This is a genomic window from Streptomyces sp. NPDC014861, assembly GCF_043081625.1.
Lineage (GTDB): Bacteria > Actinomycetota > Actinomycetes > Streptomycetales > Streptomycetaceae > Streptomyces.
The window spans coordinates 56026-77257 of sequence record NZ_JBIBWV010000008.1 but is presented as its reverse complement, the minus strand read 5'-3'; the positions used below and the strand labels follow the sequence as shown (position 1 = coordinate 77257).

Here is a 21232-nt window from a genome sequence, read left to right as displayed (position 1 = left end):
GACCGTGCGCCCCTCACCGAGCCTTCGGCGAGGGGCGCACGGGTCCGAAGACCGGGACCGCGACCCCGTCCTCCCCGGTGCGGAAGGCGACCTCCAGGGGCATGTCGACGCGCAGGGCGTCCTCCGGCACGTCCACGACCTCCGTCATCATGCGCGGGCCCTCGGCCAGGTCGACGACGGCCGCCACGTAGGGGACCCGGCCGTCGAAGGGCGGGAGGTCGTTGCGGTGGACGACGGACCAGGTGTAGAGGGTGGCGCGGCCGGTCGCCGACTCCCAGACCACGTCCTCGCTCCAGCAGTGCGGGCAGAACTCGCGCGGGTAGTGGTGGGGCCGGGCGCAGGCGCGGCAGCGGCGGATCAGGAGGCGGCCCTCGGCGGCGGCGTCCCAGTAGGCGCGGGTGAAGGCGTCGATGTCCGGGGTGGCCGTCACAGGAAGAGTCCGATCGCGGAGTCGAGGGACCACGTCTGCCAGGACAGGGCGAGGAGGGCCACGAGGGAGATCAGCGCCATCATCGCGTTCTGCCCCTGCTCGGCCCAGTCGTGGATCATCAGGACGAGGTAGAGCAGGTTGAGGAGGAGGCCGGCGATCAGGGCGATCGGGGTGAGGAAGCCGCTGACCAGGCCGAGGCCGAGGGCGAGTTCGGCGTAGACGACGACGTACGCCATCAGTTTGGGGCGGGGGGCGACGACCTTCTCGAAGCCGGTCCGCACGGCCGCCCACCGGTGCCTGGAGGCCACGTCCGCCGCCCAGGCGATGCCCGTACCGCGCTCGAACCAGCCCTCGCGGTCCTTGTGGCGCCAGCTCTCCAGCCACCACAGGCCGAGGCCGATGCGGAGGACGGCGAGCCATTCGGCGCCGGTGAGCCAGACGGTCTGCATGCGCGGGCCTCCTCGGACCTACATATCTGACGATACGTCAGTTCAGCGCAGTGCCCCCGGCCTCCGCAAGGGGTCGGCGCGCGTGACCGTTTCGCAACCGAAATCCCTCCGGGACCGAGACCCACTGCGTGTACACGTCATTACGCTCAGCATTCATGGTCACCACCCCCCAAGAGCCGGTGTACGTCATCGGCGCCGGCCCCGGCGGGCTCGCGGTCGCCGCCACCCTGCGCGCCCGCGGCGTCCGCGCCGTCGTCCTGGAGAAGTCCGGGGAGGTCGGCACCTCCTGGCGCGGCCACTACGACCGGCTGCGGCTGCACACCACACGGCGCCTCTCCGCCCTCCCCGGGCTGCGGATCCCCCGCTCGTACGGCCGCTGGGTCGCCCGCGCCGACCTCGTCCGCTACCTGGAGGCGTACACCGAGAAGCACGAGCTGGACGTCGTCACCGGCGTCGAGGTGCACCGGATCGAGCGGGCGGAGGACGGGACCGGCACCTGGGTGCTGCACGCGACCGGCGGACGGCGGCTGACCGGCCGGGCCGTCGTCGTCGCCACCGGCTTCAACCACACGCCGAGCGTGCCGGCCTGGCCGGGGCTCGACAGCTACGAGGGCGACCTCACCCACGCCCGCGAGTACCGCAACCCCGAGGCGTACGCGGGCAAGGACGTGCTCGTCGTCGGCATCGGCAACACCGGCGCCGAGATCGCCGCCGACCTCGCCGAGGGCGGCGCGGGCCGGGTCCGGATCGCCGTCAGGACCGCGCCGCACATCCTCCGCCGCACCACGGCCGGCTGGCCCGCGCAGCGCAGCGGCATCCTCGTCCGGCGGCTCCCGGTCCCGCTCGTGGACCTGCTCGGCCGGGGCCTCGCGCGCTTCGCCTCGCCGGACCTCACCGCGCACGGGCTGCCGCGCCCGACCACCGGGCTCGCCAGCCGCGTCCGGGAGGGCGCCATCGCCGTCCAGGACGTCGGGCTCGTCGCGGCGATCCGGGCCGGGAAGGTCGAGGTGGTCCCGGCCGTCGAGGCCCTGGAGGGCCGCGAGGTGGTCCTCGCCGACGGCAGTCGGATCGCCCCGGACGCGATCATCGCCGCCACCGGCTACCGCCGCGCCCTCGAACCCCTCGTCGGCCACCTCGACGTCCTCGACCCCCGCGGCCGGCCCGCGGTACGGGGCCCCCGCAGCCCGCGCCAGGCGCCCGGGCTCTACTTCACCGGGTTCACCAACCCCATCAGCGGCATGCTGAGGGAGCTGTCCCGGGACGCGGAGCGGATCGCGCGGCGGATCGCCCGGACGCGGCGGTCGGAGCGGAAGAAGGGCCCCGAGGAGCCGAAGAAGCCGAAGCCCTGACCGTCCGCCCACGCATGCCCGAAGACCCCGCCCCGGCGGGGTCTTCGCGCTTCCTCCGCACCGCCCCATTCCTGACTGAGCGTCAGTTCTGTAATCTGACTAGGCGTCAGGTCACTTGTCCGGGACGCGTCCTGAACGGAAGGGCGGAGCGCAACGATGCTTGGATCGACTCACGGCACCTTCACCACCGGTCTGCGCGCCCGCGTGGAAGCCTGCGGGGAATCCCCCCGCACCGCCGTCCACGGGCACGCCGCCGCGCCCGGCGACCGGGACGTCAGCGGCCGGGCGCTGCACGCCGAGGTCCCCGACCTCGACCGGTTCTTCCGGCCCCGGTCCGTCGCCGTCGTCGGCGCCTCCGACACCGAGGGCCGGCCCAACACCGGCATCACCCGGCAACTGCTCGCCTGGGCCGAGCGGGTCGGCGCGGAGGTCGTACCGGTGCACCCGACCCGTACCGCCGTCTTCGGCATCGACTGCGTGCCGTCCGTCAAGGCCCTCGCCGCACCCGTGGACCTCGCCGTCCTGCTCGTCGCCGACCCGCTGCCCGTCGTCGAGGAACTGGGCGAGGCCGGGGTGCCGTTCGCCGTCGCCTTCGCCTCCGGCTTCGCCGAGACCGGCGCCGACGGGGCCGCCGCACAGCAACGCCTGGCCGAGGCCGTGCGCCGTAGCGGCGTCCGGCTCCTCGGACCCAACACCAACCTCAACGCCTTCGAGCGCTTCCGCGACGACCTCGACGGACCCGCCGTCGCCCTCATCACCCAGTCCGGCCACCAGGGCCGGCCCCTCTTCACCCTCCAGGAGCTCGGCGTCCGGCTCTCCCACTGGGCGCCGACCGGCAACGAGGCCGACCTGGAGACCGCCGACTTCCTCTCGTACTTCGCCTCCCTCCCCGAGGTCGGCGCCATCGCCGCGTACGTCGAAGGGCTCAAGGACGGGCGGTCCTTCCTGCTCGCCGCCGACCGCGCCGCCCGCGAGGGCGTGCCCGTGGTGGCGGTGAAGGTCGGCAGGACCGAGACCGGGGCGCGCACCGCCGCCTCCCACACCGGGAAGCTCACCGGCGCGGACCGGGTGGTGGACGCGGCGATGCGGCAGTTCGGGGTGATCCGGGTCGACGGGCTCGACCAGCTCCAGGACACCGCCACCCTCCTCGCCCGCGCCCGCAGGCCGGTGGCCGACGGCGTCGTCGTCTACTCGATCTCCGGCGGTACGGGGGCCCACTTCGCCGACCTGGCGACGGCGGCCGGACTGGACCTGCCCACGCTGACGCAGGCCAAGCAGGACGAGCTGCACCAGTGGATCCCGCCGTACCTCCGCGTCGCCAACCCGGTCGACAACGGCGGGCACCCGGTCGGCGACTGGCGCGGCCGGAAGATCATCGACGCGATCCTCGCCGACCCCTCCGTCGGGGTCCTCATCTGCCCCATCACCGGCCCCTTCCCGCCGATGAGCGACAAGCTCGCCCAGGACCTGGTGGACGCGGCCGAGGCCACCGACAAGCTGGTGTGCGTGGTGTGGGGCTCCCCGCTCGGGACGGAGGACGCCTACCGGACCACCCTCCTCGGCTCCTCCCGCGTCGCCACCTTCCGCACCTTCGCCAACTGCGTGGGCGCCGTGAAGGCCTACCTCGACCACCACCGCTTCACCGCCGGCTACCGCTCCCCCTTCGACGGGGCGCCCCGCACACCGTCCCCGTCCTTCCGCAAGGCGCAGGGGCTGATGCGGCCCGGGCAGCGGCTCAGCGAACACGCGGCGAAGCAGCTGCTGCGCGCGTACGGCATCCGCGTACCGCGCGAACAGCTCGTGACGAGCGCGGCGGCGGCCGTCCGGGCCGCCGGGCTCGTCGGCTACCCGGTGGTGATGAAGGCCTCCGGCGGGCAGCTCGCCCACAAGACCGAACTGGGCCTGGTCAAGGTCGGCCTGACCTCGGCGAGCCAGGTCAGGGACGCGTACCGCGACCTCACCGACATCGCCCGCTACGAGCAGATCGACCTCGACGGCATCCTCGTCTGCCAGATGGTCGGCAAGGGCGTCGAGATGGTCGTCGGGGTCACCCGCGACGACCTGTTCGGGCCGACGGTGACGGTCGGCCTCGGCGGGGTCCTGGTGGAGGTCCTGAACGACACCGCCGTGCGCGTGCCCCCCTTCGGCGAGCGGGAGGCCCGCTCGATGCTGGACGAGCTGCGCGGCCGGGCCCTCCTCGACGGCGTGCGCGGCGCGCCGCCGGCGGACGTCGACGCGCTGGTGGAGGTCGTGCTGCGGGTCCAGCGCATGGCCCTGGAACTCGACGGCGACCTCTCCGAACTCGACATCAACCCGCTGATGGTGCTGCCGCGCGGACAGGGCGCCGTGGCGCTGGACGCGCTGGCGGTCTGCCGATAGGAGCCCCTCGTGTCATCGGACGCAGCTTCGGAAGTACCTGAGGTGCCCGACGTGCCCGTGCCCGACGTACTCCACTCCGTCGAGAACGGCGTCGCGTGGATCACGCTCAACCGCCCCGAGGCGATGAACGCGGTCACCTGGGACCAGCGGGAACGGATCATCGCGCTGCTCGCGGACGCCTCCGCCGACCCGTCCGTACGGGCCGTGGTGGTGACCGCCACCGGCCGGGGCTTCTGCGCGGGCGCGGACCTGCGCGGGGGGCCGCCGGCCGGGGGCGAGCGGGTCGTCGGGGACGTCTCCCGCATGATCCGGCGGGGCGCGCAGCGGTTCATCGGCGCCGTCATGGACTGCGAGAAGCCGGTGATCGCGGCGGTGAACGGTACGGCGGCGGGGATCGGCGCGCACCTGGCCTTCGCCTGCGATCTGGTCCTCTCGGCCGAGTCCGCCCGCTTCGTCGAGGTCTTCGCCCGGCGCGGTCTCGTCCCCGACGGCGGCGGGGCGTACCTGCTGCCGCGGCTGATCGGGCCGCAGCGGGCGAAGGAGCTGCTGTTCTTCGGGGACGCGGTGCCGGCGGCGGAGGCGTGCGCGATGGGCCTGGTCAACCGGGTGGTCCCGGCGGAGGACCTGGACAGGACGGCCCGCGCCTGGGCGGAACGCCTCGCCCAGGGCCCCACCCGCGCCCTCGCCCTCACCAAGCAGCTGGTCAACGCCTCCCTGGACGCGGACCGCGCGACCGCCTTCGCCGCGGAGGCGACGGCCCAGGAACTGAACATGACGACCCGTGACGCGCAGGAGGGGGTGGCGGCGTTCGTGGAGCGCCGGGAGGCGACGTACGAGGGGCGGTAGCGGGTGCGGGCAGGTGCGGGGCTTGTCGGGGGCCGCCCTTACAGTGTGTCCGCGCATATGGAGTGCATATGCCGTTCACTTTTCCCGGGGGGGAAATCACGATGCCTCACCCCGCGCACCCCCGCGCACGATCCGAAAGATCCGGAAGATGCCGAAGAGCCCTCTTCCTGGTCCCCGCCCTGCTGACGGCCCTCCTGGCCCCGGCCCTGCCGGCGGCCTACGCGGCCGACCATCCGCCGACCGCGTCGACCGCGCCCGCGGCACCCGCGACCGCCCCGACCCCGGCCGCCGAGGCCCCGGCCACCGAGCTCCCGGCCACTGAGACCCCGGCCACCGAGGCCCCGCAGGCCCCGCAGGCCCCGCAGGCCCCGCAGGCCCCGGCGGAGGATCCGGCACCCGAACCCACGCCGACGCCCACCGACACGGCCGAGCCCTGCCCCGCGCTGCCGCTCGCCCCGCTGGGCGACCCGGGCGACGCGGTCAGGCAGGTCACCATCGAGCCCGGCACCACGGCCTGCTTCACGGTCACCGTCGAGACACCCGGCACCCACCGCATCCTCATCGACGGCAGCCACGACACCTATCCGGGGCTGTACGCCGGTGAGGACCGGGTCACCTGCGACGACTGGCAGTACAAGGACGCCTGGTGCGACCTGGCCGCCGGTCGGTACACCCTCAAGCTCCCCAACACCGACTGGCAGAGCGCCGAGAACCGGGTCGCGCTCGTCCCGCTGATGAACACGGCCGCCGGCCCCTGCCCCGCCGTCTCCGGCACCGGGTACGACACGGCGCCCGTCACCGGCACCGGCGTCGGCCCGCTCGGGGTCGTCTGCCACTCCTTCACCGCGGCCCCGGGCGAGCGGATCACCCAGCAACTGGAGCGCCGGACCTACGGCGACTCCTTCGCGTGGATCTCCGACGCCACCGGCAAACGCCTCTGCACGGAGCGCAACCAGGACGGCTCCGAAGGCTGCGTCCTGCCCGAGGGCACGTCCGGCTACCGCGTCCACGCGGTCGTCGGCCACCAGGAGGACGGCTCACCGGCCGCTCCGTACTCCCTGGAGGTCCGCCGCCTGTCGGATCCGGCGGGCTGCGCCACCGTCACCCACGCCGTCTACGGCACCGCGCCGGACCGGTCCGGGCCCGCGACCGGCTGCAAGACCTTCACGCCCGCCACGTCCGGCCGCTACGACGTGCGGGCCGTGGACCCGGAGGGCCGCCGCGGCACCATCTCGGTGTACGAGCAGGACGGCACCTTCGCCTGCCGCGCCTACGACGCCTTCTGCACGCTCACGGCGGGCACGGCGTACACGATCGTCACCGACGACGCCGTCCAGGTCTTCGGCCGCGCCTCCACCGAGGGCTGTGTGGACGGGGTCGCTCTCGCCACGGTCCACCGGGGCGTCATCTCCGCCCCCGGCGAGACCGACTGCCTCAACCTGCCGATGCCGGGGGGCGCGCATCTCGCCATCCAGGCGGACGGCTCCCCCTCCATCAAGGTGTACGACGCGGTCGGCGCCGAGCAGTGCCCGCACTCCACGAACCTCTGGGACGCCACCTGCGTGCTCGGCGGCACGGCTCCCTACCGGGCGATCGTCACCGACGACGAGGACTCCGACGGCGGCCCCGGCTACGGGATCATCGTCCACCAGACCGACGCGCCCACCGTCTGCCGTACCTTCGTCGCTGCCGACTTCGGACCGAAACCGGCCCGGACGGCCGTGAAGACCGGTGGCGGCGTCTTCGCCGACTGTCTGACCATCCCCGCCACCGCCCACTCCGCCACCGAGATCTTCCAGATCGCGAAGGGCCCCGGCGGCCCGAACGCCGAGGCCGTCGTGGTGGACGCGAAAGGCAGGGTCAGCTGTGAGATCCGCACCTACTACGGCAGCCTCTCCAGCTGCGACCTGACGCCGGGCCTCGCCCACACCGTCCTCGTCCACGCCCGTGACGTTCCCGGCGAGGTGCTGCTGACCCGTCAGGACGTCACCGCCACCGCGCGCGGCTGCGCCGCCACCACGGCCGTGGCCGCCGGAGGGCCGTCCACCGACGGCACCCCGTACGCCCCCGGCAGCTTCCAGTGCCGCCGAGTGACCACGTCCGCCGCGGGGGACACCCTGCACCTGGACGTGCGGGACGCGACGGACTCGATCCGGCTCATGGCCTACGACACCAAGGGCGAACCGGTCTGCGACTACTTCGCCAAGGGCTGCGCCGTCTCCGGCGCCACCGCGTACCAGGTGCTCCTCCTCGTCCCGGAGGGCACCGCCGCGCCCGCCTCCTACCGGCTCGACGCCGTCCGTATCGGCACACCGACCGGGCCCGCCCCGGAGTGCGCCAAGGTGGCGAACGTGTCCTACGGCGCCGGCCCGCTCACCGGCACCCTCAGCGAGCAGCGCAGCGTACTGTGCTGGGCGCTGCCGACCGCCGAGAGGGACTACTACGACCTGTCCTTCACCCCGGCCGGAACCTTCGAGACGATGCCCAGGCCGCGGTTGTACGACCGGGTCAGCCGGGCGAACACCTGCTACGGCTCGTACACCGCCGAGGGCGAGATCTACACCTGCTCGACCTCGGGCGGCTACCCGCGCAAGGCCAAGCCGACCACCCTCGTGATCGGCCTGCCGGAGAAGCCGGCGCAGGCGTCGACGGCGGTGAAGGCCCAACTCACCTGCACCGGGGTGGTCTGCGGGCCCGACGAACGCGACGTCAAGGCCGTCGTCCCCGGCGTCCTCGGCCGCGGGAAGATCTCGATGACCGTCACCGGCTCCGCGCTGCACTCCTCTACGAAGGTCGTCGTGACGAACGGTTCCTTCCGGGCCGAGTCGACCACGCTCGCCGTCGCGCCGGACCGGCGCAGCATGACGGTGGCGCTGGACCTGACGAGGGCACCGATCGGTTCGCTGAGCGTCAGCGTGTTCGCGTTCGGCGGGCAGTACGCCAAGCCGTCCGTGCAGGTCGTCGCCGCCCTCCGCAACACCGCCCCCGCCTCCTTCACCGGGACCGCCGTCGTCGGCGGGAAGGTGACGGCCAAGGCCGGGGCATGGTCGCTGCCGGTGGACTCGCTGACATACCAGTGGAAGGCGAACGGGGTCGCCGTCGCGGGGGCCACGGCCTCCACGTACACGGTCCCGGCCTCCCTCCAGGGCAAGTCGCTGTCCGTCTCCGTGGTCGCCCGCAAGACCGGGCATCCGACGCTGACGTCGACCAGCGCGGCCGTGGCCGTGAAGGGCGTCGCCCCCAAGGCCACCCGGGTGCCGGTCATGACCGGGGCCGTGAAGGTCGGGGCGAAGGTGTCGGCCTCGGTCGGGACCTGGTCGCCGGTCGCGAGCTCGTACGGCTACCAGTGGCGGGCGGACGGCGTCGCGATCTCCGGCGCGACCGGCTCCGCGTACACGCCGACCGCCGCCGTGCGCGGGAAGAGGCTGACCGTCACGGTCACCGCGCACCGCACCGGGCACCTCAGCGGCTCCGCGACCACGGCCGGTGTCACGGTCGCCTACGGGATCGCCCCGAAGGCGACGAAGGCGCCGTACCTGACCGGCACCGTCCGGGTCGGGCGGACCCTTACCCTGAACCGGGGCACCTGGACGCCCGCGCCGACCTCGTACGCCTACCAGTGGTACGCGAACGGGCGGGCCGTCAGCGGCGCCGTGAAGTCCACCTTCGTGCCCGGCAAGGCCCAGCGCGGCCAGAGGATCACCGTCAAGGTGACCGCCCACCGCACCGGGCACACCTCCGGGTACGCCTGGACCCGCGCGACGGGCGCCGTCGCCGGATAGACCGCGCCGCCGCCTCCCCGGGTGTTCCCATCTGACGCTGCGTCAGTTTCAATGCTGGACATGATGGGACACGCGGGGATGGCGGCCAGCGCCGTCCGACACCTGAGAGCGGCCGGGGCGCCCACGGCCGTCGAACACCTCCCCCGGCCCGCTCTGCGGGCCGTGCGCGAGGACGAACGGGCGCCGGTCGACCCGGCGGAGTTCCGGCGCGTGCTCGGCCACTTCGCCAGCGGCGTCACCCTCGTCACGACCGCCGACGGCGCGGGACCGACCGGCTTCGCCTGCCAGTCCTTCGCCTCACTGTCGCTGGATCCCCCGCTGGTGGCCTTCATGGTCGCCCGCACCTCGACCACCTGGCCGCGCATCGCCGCCGCCGGGACCTTCTGCGTCAACGTCCTCGGGGCCGGACAGGGGCCGCTGTGCCGGGCGTTCGCCGTCAGTGGCGCCGACAAGTTCGCGGGCGTCGACTGGTCCCCCGCGCCCGTCACCGGCGCGCCCCGGCTCGCCGGCGTCCCCGCCTGGATCGACTGCGCGATCACCACCGTCCACACCGGGGGCGACCACCTGATCGTGGTCGGGCGCGTGGAGGCCCTGGGCGCCGTGGACGAGGGCGGCGAGCCGCTGCTCTTCCACCGGGGGCGGTTCGGGGGCTTCAGCGGCGGGTGAGGAGACCGTCCGTGCGCGGCCCGCCTCCCGCTAGGCGAGGAGCCCGTCGCGCCGGGGACGGCGGATCACGAGGGCCATCAGGGCGGCCGCCGCGCACAGGGCGCCGGAGGCGTACCAGACGAGGTCGTAGGAGCCGAAGACGTCGCGGGCGACGCCGCCGGCGAAGGCGACGACGGCGGCGCCGACCTGGTGGGAGGCGAGGACCCAGCCGAAGACGATCGCGGAGTCCTCGCCGTAGTGCTCGCGGCACAGGGCGATCGTGGGCGGGACCGTGGCCACCCAGTCGAGGCCGTAGAAGACGATGAAGAAGATCATCGGCGGGTGGACGGAGGGGGCCAGGAGCATGGGGAGGAAGAGCAGCGAGACGCCGCGCAGGGCGTAGTAGACGGCCAGCAGGCGCCGGGCCTCGAAGCGGTCGGTGAACCAGCCGGAGGCGATCGTGCCGACGACGTCGAAGACGCCGATGACGGCGAGGAGCCCGGCGGCGGCGGTGACCGGCATGCCGTGGTCGTGCGCGGCCGGCACGAAGTGGGTCTTCACGAGGCCGTTGGTGGAGGCGCCGCAGATCGCGAAGGTGCCCGCGAGGAGCCAGAAGGGGCCGGTCCGGGCCGCCTTGAGGAGGACCGTCACCGCGCGGCGGGCCGCGCCCGTGACGGGCGCGGGCTTCTCGGCGTACTCCCCGCCGTACGGGGCCAGTCCGACGTCCGCCGGGTGGTCGCGGAGCAGCAGCCAGACGAACGGGACGACGGCGAGCGCGGAGAGGGCGACGGTCACGGCGGCCGGGCGCCAGCCGTGGTCCTCGACCAGCCAGGAGAGGAGCGGCAGGAAGACCAGCTGGCCGGAGGCGCCGGCCGCGGTCAGGATGCCGGTGACGAGGCCGCGGCGGGCGGTGAACCAGCGGTTGGTGACGGTCGCGGCGAAGGCGAGCGCCATGGAGCCGCTGCCGAGGCCGACGAGGACGCCCCAGTACAGGACGAGCTGCCAGGCGGCCGTCATCCAGACGGTGAGCAGCGAGCCGAGCGCGATGACGGAGAGGGCGACGGCGACGACCCTGCGGATGCCGAAGCGGTCCATGAGGGCGGCGGCGAAGGGGGCGGTCAGGCCGTAGAGGGCGAGGTTGACGGAGACGGCGAAGCCGATCGTGCCGCGCGACCAGTCGAACTCGCCGTGGAGCGGTTCGATGAGCAGGCCCGGGAGGGACGCGAAGGCGGCGGCGCCGATGATCGTGACGAAGGTGACCGCGGCGACGGACCAGGCACGGTGGAGGCGTGGTGCGCGGGAGGTGGGGGTGGGGGCGGAGGATCGGTACTCCGTTGTCTGGACCATGCCATCGAGGATGCTGGCCGGTTTCCGCCCCCACCACTGGCCCGACTGCCACGTTTGCAACGGATCGGGCCAGCCGCCGGCCCCTCCCCCGCTACGCCGACCGCGGCAGGTCCCTGATCGGCCGGACCGCCAGCAGCGCCCCCACCACCAGGACCGCGATCCCCGCCCCCGCGAGCAGCACCGCCTCCGTGCCGACCACCCCGGCGACCGGCCCGGAGAGCGCCCGGCCGACGCCCATCATCAGCAGGGATCCGGCCACGTCGTAGGCGTGCATGCGGTTCAGGGCCTCCTGCGGGACGTGCGTCTGGACCGCCGTGGACCACATGACGAGCCAGAACGCGAAGGCGGTGCCCGCCACGAACTGCCCGGCGGCCAGGACGGCGACGGGAGCGCCGAGGCCGAGGAGCACCAGGTTCACCGGGAGGCCGAGGAGGGCGACGGCACCGGAGGCGAGGGGGCGGCGGGGCCGGATGCGGAGGGCGAGGAGCCCGCCGAGGGCGCTGCCGGCGCCGTTGGCCGCCATCAGCGCGCCGTACACGGCCGAGCCGTGGTCCTCGGTGACCAGGCTCGCGGTCAGCGGCACCATCGGGCCGGCGACGGTCAGCCCGTACACCGTCCAGATGGCGATGACCCCCCACAGCCAGTTCCGCGCGCGGAACTCACGCCACCCGAGGGCCAGTTCCGCTCCGAAGGAGCCGCGCTCGCGCTCCTCGGACGGGGCCGCCGGGGGGATCCGCATCAGCAGGAAGCAGACGGCGCTGACGGCGAAGGTGGCGGCGTTGGCCGCGAAGGCCGCGCCCGCGTTCCAGGCGGCGACGAGCAGGCCGGCGAGGGCCGGTCCCGCCATCGTCATCAGCGCCTCCGCGACCCTCAGGACGGCGTTGGCGCGCTGCACGTCGGGGGCGATGCGCGGGATGGTGGAGGCGACGCCCGGCTGGAAGAGCGCGGCGCCGACGCCCGCGACGACGGAGAGCGTGTACACGGCCCACAGCGGCGGGCTGCCGACCGCGAAGGCGACGGCGAGGAGCGCGGCTCCGGGCAGCCGCAGCAGATCGGCGGTGATCATCATGCGGCGGGCGGTGAAGCGGTCGGCGAGGACGCCGCCGAAGAGGACGAAGACGGCGAAGGCGGCCGTCCACAGACCCAGCGCGTAGCCGACGGAGGAGCCGGGCCTGCCGTCGCCGAGGAGCCCGGCGGCGAAGGCGACGGGGACCATCCCCTCGCCGAGGACGGCGACCGACCTGGCCGTGAAGAAGAGCCGGAAGTTACGGTTCCAGAGTGCGGGCGGCTCGATCGGCGGGGGAATCAGCGCGCCGGCCCCAGACTTGTACGTGTCGTCCTGATGCGTGTTGTCCGTCACGGACAGCCAGTGGTACCACCGAGTGGTCTGGACCACCACTGCTTTTACGAGGGGAGTGCCCGTGCCGCGACCGCCGCACCGCGTCGTCGTCCTCGCCCTGCCCGGGCTGCTCCCCTTCGAGCTGGGCATCCCGCACCGGATCTTCGGCCGCGCCAAGGACGCCGAGGGGCGCCCGCTGTACGAGATCGTGACCTGCGCGGTGGCCGCGGGGCCGGTGCAGACCGACGCGGACTTCACCGTCCACGTCGAGCACGGCCCGGAGGCGCTGGCCACGGCGGACACGGTCGTCGTGCCCGCCTCGTACGAGCTGGGCCCGGTCTACGAGGAGGGCAGGCTCACCGGCGAGCTGGCCGCCGCCCTCGCGCACGTCCGGCCCGGCACGCGGCTGGTCGCGATCTGCACGGGCGGGTACGTGCTGGCCGCCGCCGGCTGGCTCGACGGACGGCCCGCCACCACGCACTGGTCCTCCGCCGACCACTTCCAGCGGCTCTTCCCCACGGTACGGGTCGACGCCGGCGTCCTCTTCGTCGACGACGGGGACGTGCTCACCTCGGCGGGCGTCGCCGCCGGCCTCGACCTGTGCCTGCACATCGTGCGCCGCGACCACGGCACCGCGATCGCCAACGACGTGGCCCGCCGCACGGTCGTCCCGCCGCACCGGGACGGCGGCCAGGCCCAGTACATCGCCCGCCCCGTCCCGGACACCGGCACCCACACCACGACCGGTGCCCGCGCCTGGGCGCTGGCCCACCTCCACGAGCCGATCCAGCTGCGGGACCTGGCCGAGCGGGAGGCCATGAGCGTCCGGACCTTCACCCGGCGCTTCCGCGACGAGGTCGGCGTCAGCCCCGGCCAGTGGCTCACCCGGCAGCGGATCGAGCGCGCCCGGCACCTCCTGGAGACCAGCGACCTCCCCGTGGACCGGGTGGCCCAGGACTCCGGCTTCGGCACCGCCCAGTCCCTGCGCGTCCACCTGATGACCGCCATCGGCGTCACCCCGACCGCCTACCGGCGCACCTTCCGCACGGGCTTCCCGGCGCCGTGACAGCCGTCCGCCGACGGCCACGGGCTTCCCGGCGCCGTGACCGCCGTCGGTCGGCGGCCCGTTCAGAAGACGAGCACCCCGCGCGCCACCTTTCCCGCCTCCGCCTCCTCCCGGGCGCGGGCGAACTCCTCCACCGGATACGTGGCGGTGACGAGCTCGTCGAGGAGGAGGGCGCCGGTGCGGTACAGCTCCGCGTAGAGCGGGATGTCCTTCTGCGGGCGGGAGGAGCCGTAGCGGCAGCCGAGGATCGACTTGTCGAGGAACATCGCGGCCGGCGGGAAGGACGCCTCCGCCTTCGGCGCGGTCATGCCGAGCAGCACCGCCTGGCCGTGCCGGTCGAGGAGGTCGATCGCGGTGCGGACGAGACCGGTGTGGCCGACGCACTCGAAGACGTGGTCGGCGCCGGTCGGCAGCACGTCCCGGACGCCGTCGGCGGAGCCGAGGAAGTGGGTGGCGCCGAAGCGTCGGGCCGTTTCCTCCTTGGCCGGGTTGGTGTCGACGGCGACGACGGTGAGCGCGCCCGCGATCCGCGCGCCCTGGATGACGTTGAGCCCGATCCCGCCGGTGCCGAGGACGACGACGGTGTCGCCGCGCGCGACCCTCGCCCGGTTGAGTACGGCTCCGACGCCGGTGAGGACGCCGCAGCCGAGCAGCGCGGCGGACGCGAACGGCACGTCCTCGGGGATCCGCACCGCCTGCACGGCCTTGACGACCGTCCGCTCGGCGAAGGAGGAGTTGGACGCGAACTGGAAGAGCGGCACGCCCTGCCGCGAGAAGGGCCTGCCCGGCATCCCGATCGCCTTCCGGCACATCGTCGGCCGGCCGGCGTCGCAGTCGGCGCAGGCGCCGCAGTTGGCGAGCGTGGACAGCGCCACGTGGTCGCCGGGGGCCACGTGCGTCACCCCCTCCCCGACCGCCTCGACGACCCCGGCGCCCTCGTGCCCGAGCACGACGGGCGGCGGGAAGGGGATCGTCCCGTCGATGACGGACAGGTCGCTGTGGCAGAGTCCGGCCGCCCGGATCCCCACCAGCACCTCCCCGGGACCCGGGTCCCGCACCTCCAGGTCCGTGACGACCTCGACGCTCTTCCCGTCGAACACCACACCGCGCACGACGATCCCTCCCTCTCCTGAATGCCGTGGACCGACTGCCGTGGACCGCCTGCCGCGGGCCGACTGCCGTGGGCCGAGTGCCGCGGGCCGACTGCCGCGGGCCGACTCCGCCGACCGCCGCCGTCGACTACTGCCTCGGCCGGTCCCCGCCGCGGGAACCGGCGCCCTCGACCACTGGTTGGGCCGGTCCCCGCCGCGGGAACCGGCGCCGTCGATTACTGGTTGGGCCGGTCCCCCGCCGCGGCGGCCCGGGCCATCTCCTCCAGGCGGGCCAGCATCGGCATCGGGTCCGTCCCGACCGTCCCGGGCAGGAAGTCCGCGATGCGCTCCGGCGTCCAGCCACCGCCCTCCGCGTAGCCGGCCCGCAGCTCCCTGGGCTGCGCCCAGACCGCGATCTTGGGTCCGGCGATCGTGTAGACCTGGCCGGTGATCCGCTCCTCGCGGGCCCGCTCGGAGAGCAGGTAGACGACGAGCGCGGCGACGTCCTCCGGCTCGCCGATCTCCTTGAGCTCCATGGGGACGTTGGCGGACATCCGGGTCCTGGCGACCGGCGCGACCGCGTTGGCGGTGACGCCGTACTTGTGGAGGCCGAGGGCCGCGCTCCGGACGAGCGAGATGACCCCGCCCTTCGCGGCCGAGTAGTTGGCCTGGGCGACGGAGCCCTGGTGGTTGCCGCTGGTGAAGCCGATCAGCGCCCCGGAGCCCTGCTTGCGCATCACCGCGGCCGCCGCCCGGAAGACGGTGAAGGTGCCCTTGAGGTGGGTGGCGACGACCGGGTCCCACTCCTCCTCGGTCATGTTGAAGAGCATCCGCTCGCGCAGGATGCCCGCCACGCACACGACCCCGTCGATCCGTCCGTACTCGGCGAGGGCCACGTCGACGAGCCGCTGCCCGCCGGCCATGGTGGAGATGTCGTCGGCGACGGCGACGGCGGTGCCCCCCGCCGCCTCGATCTCCTTGACCACGGCGACGGCGACGTCGCTGGTCGGCTCGCCGCCCTCGATGGAGACGCCGTAGTCGTTGACGACGACCTTCGCCCCCTCGGCGGCGCACGCGAGGGCGACCGCGCGGCCGATGCCGCGCCCCGCTCCGGTCACGGCGACGACCTTGCCCGCCAAGAAGTTCCCCATCTCCGGCCCCTTCCCGCAGTTTCTGACGGTCCGTTAGATTCTATGGGTCGTCAGATACCGGAAAACAAGACCCCGGAGGCCCCGATGTCCCTCCCCGCCGCTTTCCACGAGATCGCCGAGCGCGTGAACAACTGGGGCCGTTGGGGCCGGGACGACGAGATCGGGACACTGAACCTGATCACCGACGAGGCGGTGCGGGAGGCCGCCGCGACGGTCCGCACCGGCCGCCGGGTCCCCCTCGCGCTCGACCTCAGGCAGGACGGCGTGCAGACCGGCATGATCCCCGGCCGGGTCAACCCGCTGCACGTCATGGTGCAGGTCAACCAGGAGCTCTTCGGCCCCGGCACGGTCGCCACCAGCGACGACGCCGTGACCCTGGGCCTCCAGGCGGCCACCCACTGGGACGCCCTCACCCACGCCTCGCACTCGGGCCGGATCTACAACGGCCGCCCCGCCGACACCATCACCCCGCACGGCCGGGCCGCCTTCAGCGGCATCCACACGGCCCGGCACGTCGTCGGCCGGGGCGTCCTGCTGGACGTGGCGGCGGCGAAGGGCGTCGACCGGCTGCCCGGCGACCACGCGGTGACCCCGGAGGACCTGGACGAGGCGGCGGAGTTCGGGCGGGTGACGGTGCGGGCCGGCGACCTCGTCCTCGTACGGACCGGGCAGATCCAGCTGTACCTGGCCGGGGACAAGCACGGGTACGCGTTCCCGTCCCCCGGGCTCTCGATCCGCACGCCGGAGTGGTTCCACGCGCGGGACGTCGCGGCCGTCGCCAACGACACCCTCACCTTCGAGATCTTCCCGCCGGAGATCGAGGACCTGTGGCTGGGCGTCCACGCGCTCGATCTGGTCGAGATGGGGATGCTCCAGGGCCAGAACTGGAATCTCGAAGAGTTGTCCACAGCCTGTGCACAAGAAGGTCGCCACACCTTCCTGCTCTCCGCGATGCCGGAACCTTTCGTCGGCGGCACGGGCACACCGGTGGCGCCGATCGCCCTCTTCTGAGGGGAAGACGGGGAAGCATGCGCGGGCGGCGGCCCCGGGGAGACGGGTAAAGGCGCACGGGCGGCGACCCTGGGGAGACGGGTAAAAAATGGCGGCCCCGAGGGGGCAGGGAAGGGCTCGCGGGTGGCGGCGCGCTCGCACGCGCCCCGAGCACGGCACGGACCGCCGCCACCCGGGCCACGACCCGCACATGCCGAGGGCGCACGGCCCTCGGCTCCCCTCGCCACGAATCGCTCACCCTAGAGTGGGCAAAACGGAACGAACCGTCAACAGCGCACCCGTCCGGGTGAGCCGAAACCCTCCCCGGACACGGGGGTCACCGGCGTGCGGTCCACCTCGCACCAGATCCGCTTGCCGCCCCCTTCGGGCTGCCAGCCCCACCGGTCGGCGAGGCCGTCGACCAGTTCGAGACCGCGCCCGTTGGTGTCCTCCCCGGCGGCGTGCCGGGGCCGGGGCGGCCGGTCGCTGCGGTCGGCGACCTCGACCCGCACCCCGCCCTCCGCCGCGAAGAGCATCCGCAGCACGGCGGGGCAGCCCGTGTGCACGACCGCGTTGGTCACCAGCTCGGAGATGAGCAGCACCAGCGTCTCCGCCAGCGGCTCGTCGTCCCCTATGCCGGAGCCGGCCAGCCGATTCCGGGCCCACCTGCGCGCACGCCCCACCTCGGCCGGGTCCGGCCCGACCTCCAACTGAACCTGAAGCACCTGCACCGTTCACACCATCCGAACCGGCGGACACACCTTTACGGAACGTGATTCCCTTACGGGACAGCATGGTTGACGTACAGTCACCGCAACAAGCGCTTCGGGCATATTCCAGCGCGAAGGAGTACGCGTGGTCCATACTGTGCGACGCACGCGGCGGGGAGTCGAACGCGGGGCGCGACCCGGCCTCACAAGCATGCGCATCCCACGGAGAGTACCGGAGCGGAGGGCCGACTCCGGCCCGTGACGACCCCCCTGAAGGACACAACCCGATATCGACGCTCCCCGCCGATTCGAACACGCTCCGTCACCAGTTCGGACGGTCAGAGCGCGGCGGCGACCTCCTCCGCCGCCCGCTCCGCCGGCAGCACGAGCGCGGCCCGCACCCACGCCCGCTTCAGATGCAGATGGACGTCCGCCTCCCAGGTGAAGCCCATCCCGCCGTGCACCTGGAGGCAGTCGCGGGCTCCTCGGACGGCCGCCTCGTCGGCGAGCAGCTTAGCCCCGGCGATCTCGACCGGGTCGGCGGTGACGGAGGCGGCGTGCACGGCGGCCCGGGCCAGCTCGGTCCGCACCAGCATCCCGGCGCACAGGTGCTTCACCGCCTGGAACCCCCCGATGACCTGCCCGAACTGCTCCCGCTGCCCGGCGTACGCGACGGCGGCGTCGGTGCACCAGGCGGCGGTCCCGACCTGCTCGGCGGCGGTCAGCAGCACCGTCTCGTCCGGGACCGCGGCCCGCGCCCGCGGCACGCGGTGCAGCGGCGTCAGCGGATCGACCGACCGCACGCGCACGGCTCCGCCGGCCTCGCCCCGCACCACGTCGGCGGCCTCCAGCCAGGGGACGAGGCCCTCGGGCGAGACGTCGGTGACGACGGCCGTCCCTTCGGCGGCGCCCGGCACGGACCCCGCGGCGAGATGCGTGGCCACCAGCGGTCCCGGCAGCAGGGCCCGTCCCGCCTCCTCGAAGACGAGCACCGCCTCCGGCAGTCCGAGCCCGACCCCGCCCTCCGCCTCCGGCAGCCGCAGCGCGAAGAATCCGGCCTCGCCCAGCTCCTTCCACAGCTGCCGGTCGAGCGCCCCGCCGGCGTCGACGGCCGCCCGCAGCGCGTCCCGTCCGAAGCGGCCCGCGAGCAGTTCCCGTACCCCTCGCACGAGGTCCCTCTGGTCCTGGCTCAGTCGGAAGTCCACGGTCCGGCTCACCGCCCCTTCGGCAGGCCGAGGATCCGCTCGGCGACGATGTTGCGCTGGATCTGGCTGGTGCCGGCGGCGATCGTGTACGAGAGGGAGGAGAGCCGGTCGAGGTTCCACTCCCGGTCGAGGTCGAGCGCGTCGGGGCCGAGCACCTCGGCGGCGGTGTCGTACAGCTCCTGGCGGGCGTGCGAGTAGTGCAGTTTGAAGACGGAGCCGCCGACGCCGGGGACCCCGCCGGTGGCCTGCGCCTCGCTGACGTTGCGCTGGGTGAGCCGCCACAGGGCCTGGAAGCCGGCGGCGAGCCCGCCGATCCTGCGGCGGAGCGCGGGATCGTCCCAGCGGCCGTTCTCCCGTGCCGTGCGGGCGAGTTCGCCGAGGAGGCGGCGGCAGGCGACGACCTCGCCGACGAAGGCGGTGCCGCGCTCGAAGGAGAGGGTCACCATGGTGACCCGCCAGCCGTCGTTCTCCTCCCCGACCCGGTTCGCGACCGGCACCCGCACCTCGTCGAGGAAGAGCTCCGCGAACTCGGTGGACCCGGCGAGGGTCCGCAGCGGCCGTACCGTCACGCCGGGCGCGTCCATGGGCAGCGCGAGCCAGCTGATGCCCTTGTGCCGGGGGGCGTCCGGGTCGGTGCGCACGAGGAGTTCGCACCAGTCGGCGACCTCGGCGTGGGAGGTCCAGATCTTCTGCCCGGTGACGACGTACGCGTCCCCGTCCCGTACGGCCCTGGTCCGCAGGCCGGCCAGGTCGGAGCCGGCGTCGGGCTCGCTGAAGCCCTGGCACCAGACCTCGTCGCCGCGCAGCACGGGATCCAGCCAGCGGGCCCGCTGCTCCTCGGTGCCCTCTGCGGCGACGGTCGGCCCGGCGTGGAGGAGGCCGACGAAGTTGGCGCCGACGTAGGGCGCGCCGGCGCGTTCGGTCTCCTCCAGGAAGATGAGCCGCTGGGTCGGCGAGGCGTCCCAGTGCACGTGCCCGTACCCGGCGTCGTGAAGCCGCCGCTGCCAGCCGCAGTCGTACGCCCTGCGGCCCGGCCAGTCCAGCGGGTCGGGCCGGGGCGGCAGGCCGGGCAGCTCGGCGGCGAGCCAGGTCCGCAGCCCGGCCCGGAACTCCTCCTCCTCGTCCGTGCAGGAGAGGTCCATCAGACGATGCCCAGGTCGAGCATGCGGATGGCGTTGCCGCGCATCAGCTTGTAGACCGTCTCGTCGTCGAGGCCCCGCACGTGGTCGAGCGCGACCTCCTTGGTGTGCGGGAAGGTCGAGTCGACGTGCGGGTAGTCGGTCTCGAAGGTGGCGTTGTCCCGACCGACGACGTCGAGCGAGGCGATGCCGTGCTTGTCGCGGAAGAAGCAGCAGAAGATCTGCCGGTAGTAGTAGGTGGACGGCGGCTCGGGGATCAGGTCGCGGACCCCGCCCCAGGCGCGGTGCTCCTCCCAGACGTCGTCGGCGCGCTCCAGGGCGTAGGGGATCCACCCCATCTGGCCCTCGCTGTAGGCGAGCTTGAGGCGGGGGAACTTCACGAGGACCCCGGAGAAGAGGAAGTCCATCATCGAGGCCATCGCGTTGTTGAAGCTGAGGCTGGCCTGGACGGCGGGCGGGGCGTCGGGGGAGGCGGCGGGCATCTGGCTGCTGGAGCCGATGTGCATGTTCACCACCGTCCCGGTCTCCTGGCAGACGGCGAAGAACGGGTCCCAGTGGCCGGAGTGGATCGACGGCAGTCCGAGGTGGGTGGGGATCTCGGAGAAGGTGACGGCCTTGACGCCCCGGGCCGCGTTCCGCCGGATCTCGGCGACGGCGAGGTCGATGTCCCAGAGCGGGATGATGCAGAGCGGGATGAGCCGGCCGCCGCTGTCGCCGCACCACTCCTCGACCATCCAGTCGTTGTAGGCGCGCACGCACGCGAGGGCGACCTCCTTGTCGCGCGCCTCGGCGAAGGTCTGCCCGCAGAAGCGCGGGAAGGTGGGGAAGCAGAGGCTCGCCTCGACGTGGTTGAGGTCCATGTCGGCGAGGCGCGCCTTCGGGTCCCAGCAGCCGCGCCGCATCTCCTCGCGGGTGATCCCCTCCAGGGTCATGTCGTCCCGGTCGAAGCCGACGGCGGCGATGTTCCGCTTGTACGGGAACTTGAGGTCCTCGTAGATCCACCAGTCGGTCGGCGGTCCGTCCGGGTCCATCGTGATCTGGTACTTCCCGCCGACGTAGGCGAGCTCCCCGATCCCGGCGGTGACCGCCTGCGGCCCGCGCTCCCGGTACTTCGCGGGCAGCCACGTGTCGAAGAGGTGGGCGGGCTCGATCACGTGGTCGTCGACGCTGATGATGCGGGGCAGGTCGGTCATGGAAGCCCTCCAGTAATCTGATGGAGCGTCAGATCTTGCTGAGGCAAGGCTAACCCCGGGGGTCTGGACCGACAAGGACCGTCCCCTTACGCTCTCCGCACGAACTGACGTTCCGTCAGAT

Annotated in this window: 17 protein-coding genes; 7 read left to right on the top strand and 10 right to left on the bottom strand. The window is 73.5% G+C overall.

Annotation, left to right across the window (positions count from 1 at the left end):
- Positions 1-13: 13 nt before the first annotated feature.
- Entirely contained in the window at positions 14-430 is a 417-nt protein-coding gene (locus ACF1BN_RS18515) for a Zn-ribbon domain-containing OB-fold protein (protein WP_392332665.1), read from the bottom strand.
- Entirely contained in the window at positions 427-879 is a 453-nt protein-coding gene (locus ACF1BN_RS18510; protein ID WP_392332664.1) for a DoxX family membrane protein, read from the bottom strand. The genes ACF1BN_RS18515 and ACF1BN_RS18510 overlap by 4 nt, the downstream gene beginning before the upstream one ends.
- Before the next feature lie 155 nt (positions 880-1034).
- Here ACF1BN_RS18510 and ACF1BN_RS18505 point away from each other — a divergent pair, with 155 nt between their 5' ends.
- The 5 genes from ACF1BN_RS18505 (at position 1035) to ACF1BN_RS18485 (ending at position 9901) form a co-directional block, all read left to right on the top strand.
- Entirely contained in the window at positions 1035-2228 is a 1194-nt protein-coding gene (locus tag ACF1BN_RS18505) for a flavin-containing monooxygenase (protein WP_392332663.1), read from the top strand.
- Positions 2229-2384: 156 nt separating this feature from the next.
- Complete coding sequence (locus tag ACF1BN_RS18500; protein ID WP_392332662.1) at positions 2385-4607, top strand: acetate--CoA ligase family protein; 2223 nt, start codon at positions 2385-2387, stop codon at positions 4605-4607.
- 123 nt (positions 4608-4730) lie between these two features.
- On the top strand, positions 4731-5453 hold the full coding sequence (locus tag ACF1BN_RS18495) for an enoyl-CoA hydratase/isomerase family protein (RefSeq protein ID WP_392332912.1): 723 nt from the start codon (positions 4731-4733) through the stop codon (positions 5451-5453).
- 101 nt (positions 5454-5554) lie between these two features.
- Positions 5555-9235, top strand: coding sequence for a hypothetical protein (locus ACF1BN_RS18490; RefSeq protein ID WP_392332661.1), 3681 nt, complete (start codon positions 5555-5557; stop codon positions 9233-9235).
- 51 nt (positions 9236-9286) lie between these two features.
- A complete protein-coding gene (locus ACF1BN_RS18485; RefSeq protein ID WP_392332660.1) occupies positions 9287-9901 on the top strand; it encodes a flavin reductase family protein in 615 nt (204 codons plus the stop codon).
- A 30-nt stretch (positions 9902-9931) separates the two neighbouring features.
- Here the strand turns inward: ACF1BN_RS18485 and ACF1BN_RS18480 are convergent, their stop codons facing one another.
- Both ACF1BN_RS18480 and ACF1BN_RS18475 read right to left on the bottom strand, forming a co-directional pair.
- Positions 9932-11227 (bottom strand): MFS transporter, encoded by a 1296-nt coding sequence (locus ACF1BN_RS18480; protein ID WP_392332659.1) that lies wholly within the window; start codon positions 11225-11227, stop codon positions 9932-9934.
- A gap of 91 nt (positions 11228-11318) precedes the next feature.
- The gene (locus ACF1BN_RS18475; protein ID WP_392332911.1) at positions 11319-12593 is read right to left on the bottom strand and encodes an MFS transporter; all 1275 of its coding nucleotides are present in this window, start codon (positions 12591-12593) and stop codon (positions 11319-11321) included.
- 49 nt (positions 12594-12642) lie between these two features.
- Here ACF1BN_RS18475 and ACF1BN_RS18470 point away from each other — a divergent pair, with 49 nt between their 5' ends.
- Entirely contained in the window at positions 12643-13632 is a 990-nt protein-coding gene (locus tag ACF1BN_RS18470) for a GlxA family transcriptional regulator (protein WP_392332658.1), read from the top strand.
- Between the two features lie 62 nt (positions 13633-13694).
- On the opposite strand, the gene ACF1BN_RS18465 is transcribed toward ACF1BN_RS18470, so the two are convergent.
- Complete coding sequence (locus tag ACF1BN_RS18465) at positions 13695-14744, bottom strand: Zn-dependent alcohol dehydrogenase (RefSeq protein WP_392332657.1); 1050 nt, start codon at positions 14742-14744, stop codon at positions 13695-13697.
- A gap of 215 nt (positions 14745-14959) precedes the next feature.
- Positions 14960-15874, bottom strand: coding sequence for an SDR family NAD(P)-dependent oxidoreductase (locus ACF1BN_RS18460; RefSeq protein ID WP_392332656.1), 915 nt, complete (start codon positions 15872-15874; stop codon positions 14960-14962).
- 84 nt (positions 15875-15958) lie between these two features.
- On the opposite strand from ACF1BN_RS18460, the gene ACF1BN_RS18455 reads away from it, so the two are divergent.
- The gene (locus ACF1BN_RS18455) at positions 15959-16885 is read left to right on the top strand and encodes a cyclase family protein (RefSeq protein ID WP_392332655.1); all 927 of its coding nucleotides are present in this window, start codon (positions 15959-15961) and stop codon (positions 16883-16885) included.
- 266 nt (positions 16886-17151) lie between these two features.
- Here the strand turns inward: ACF1BN_RS18455 and ACF1BN_RS18450 are convergent, their stop codons facing one another.
- The 4 genes from ACF1BN_RS18450 to ACF1BN_RS18435 form a co-directional block, all read right to left on the bottom strand.
- Complete coding sequence (locus tag ACF1BN_RS18450; RefSeq protein WP_392332654.1) at positions 17152-17595, bottom strand: ATP-binding protein; 444 nt, start codon at positions 17593-17595, stop codon at positions 17152-17154.
- Between the two features lie 317 nt (positions 17596-17912).
- A complete protein-coding gene (locus ACF1BN_RS18445) occupies positions 17913-18779 on the bottom strand; it encodes an acyl-CoA dehydrogenase family protein (protein ID WP_392332653.1) in 867 nt (288 codons plus the stop codon).
- Positions 18780-18787: 8 nt separating this feature from the next.
- Complete coding sequence (locus ACF1BN_RS18440) at positions 18788-19921, bottom strand: acyl-CoA dehydrogenase family protein (RefSeq protein ID WP_392332652.1); 1134 nt, start codon at positions 19919-19921, stop codon at positions 18788-18790.
- A complete protein-coding gene (locus ACF1BN_RS18435; RefSeq protein ID WP_392332651.1) occupies positions 19921-21111 on the bottom strand; it encodes an amidohydrolase family protein in 1191 nt (396 codons plus the stop codon). The genes ACF1BN_RS18440 and ACF1BN_RS18435 overlap by 1 nt, the downstream gene beginning before the upstream one ends.
- Between the last annotated feature and the right edge of the window lie 121 nt (positions 21112-21232).